Source organism: Marinobacter qingdaonensis (assembly GCF_034555935.1).
In the GTDB taxonomy this organism is placed as follows: domain Bacteria; phylum Pseudomonadota; class Gammaproteobacteria; order Pseudomonadales; family Oleiphilaceae; genus Marinobacter; species Marinobacter qingdaonensis.
Genome location: NZ_JAYDCJ010000002.1, coordinates 2,809 through 4,598, shown reverse-complemented (window position 1 = coordinate 4,598; position 1,790 = coordinate 2,809). Strand labels below are relative to the sequence as shown.

Here is a 1,790-nt window from a genome sequence, read left to right as displayed (position 1 = left end):
CACGAAATATCAGGACAGTGACTCGTCGAAATTGAGTTTTGTCTTGAGCAAGAATTGCGATTTTCGGATCGCTATATGATTTAAACTGAAGAGTTTGATCATGGCTCAGATTGAACGCTGGCGGCAGGCTTAACACATGCAAGTCGAGCGGTAACAGGGGGTGCTTGCACCCCGCTGACGAGCGGCGGACGGGTGAGTAATGCATAGGAAATTGCCCAGTAGTGGGGGATAGCCCGGGGAAACCCGGATTAATACCGCATACGTCCTTCGGGAGAAAGCAGGGGATCTTCGGACCTTGCGCTATTGGATGTGCCTATGTCGGATTAGCTAGTTGGTGGGGTAAAGGCCTACCAAGGCGACGATCCGTAGCTGGTCTGAGAGGATGATCAGCCACATCGGGACTGAGACACGGCCCGAACTCCTACGGGAGGCAGCAGTGGGGAATATTGGACAATGGGGGCAACCCTGATCCAGCCATGCCGCGTGTGTGAAGAAGGCTTTCGGGTTGTAAAGCACTTTCAGTGAGGAGGAAAACCTTATGGTTAATACCCATGAGGCTTGACGTTACTCACAGAAGAAGCACCGGCTAACTCCGTGCCAGCAGCCGCGGTAATACGGAGGGTGCAAGCGTTAATCGGAATTACTGGGCGTAAAGCGCGCGTAGGTGGTTTGATAAGCGAGATGTGAAAGCCCCGGGCTTAACCTGGGAACGGCATTTCGAACTGTCAGGCTAGAGTATGGTAGAGGGTAGTGGAATTTCCTGTGTAGCGGTGAAATGCGTAGATATAGGAAGGAACACCAGTGGCGAAGGCGGCTACCTGGACCAATACTGACACTGAGGTGCGAAAGCGTGGGGAGCAAACAGGATTAGATACCCTGGTAGTCCACGCCGTAAACGATGTCAACTAGCCGTTGGGGATCTTGAATCCTTAGTGGCGCAGCTAACGCACTAAGTTGACCGCCTGGGGAGTACGGCCGCAAGGTTAAAACTCAAATGAATTGACGGGGGCCCGCACAAGCGGTGGAGCATGTGGTTTAATTCGACGCAACGCGAAGAACCTTACCTGGCCTTGACATGCAGAGAACTTTCCAGAGATGGATTGGTGCCTTCGGGAACTCTGACACAGGTGCTGCATGGCCGTCGTCAGCTCGTGTCGTGAGATGTTGGGTTAAGTCCCGTAACGAGCGCAACCCCTATCCCTAGTTGCTAGCAGTTCGGCTGAGAACTCTAGGGAGACTGCCGGTGACAAACCGGAGGAAGGTGGGGATGACGTCAGGTCATCATGGCCCTTACGGCCAGGGCTACACACGTGCTACAATGGTGCGTACAGAGGGCTGCAAACCCGCGAGGGGGAGCTAATCTCACAAAACGCATCGTAGTCCGGATCGGAGTCTGCAACTCGACTCCGTGAAGTCGGAATCGCTAGTAATCGCGAATCAGAATGTCGCGGTGAATACGTTCCCGGGCCTTGTACACACCGCCCGTCACACCATGGGAGTGGATTGCACCAGAAGTGGTTAGTCTAACCTTCGGGAGGACGATCACCACGGTGTGGTTCATGACTGGGGTGAAGTCGTAACAAGGTAGCCGTAGGGGAACCTGCGGCTGGATCACCTCCTTAAACGAAGCCGAATGCTTCGGTCAGAGTCCACACGAATTACTTGGTTGGCTGAATAAAGAGAGCAGATGGGTCTATCAGGCCCGTACCATTGGGTCTGTAGCTCAGGTGGTTAGAGCGCACCCCTGATAAGGGTGAGGTCGGTGGTTCAAGTCCACCCAGACCCACCAG

Annotated in this window: 1 tRNA gene and 1 rRNA gene; both read left to right on the top strand. The window is 54.1% G+C overall.

The window, feature by feature from the left end:
* Positions 1-82 precede the first annotated feature (82 nt).
* Positions 83-1,622 (top strand): 16S ribosomal RNA (locus tag U5822_RS03290).
* Positions 1,623-1,712: 90 nt separating this feature from the next.
* A tRNA-Ile gene (locus U5822_RS03285) sits at positions 1,713-1,789 on the top strand.
* The last annotated feature ends 1 nt before the right edge of the window (position 1,790 follow it).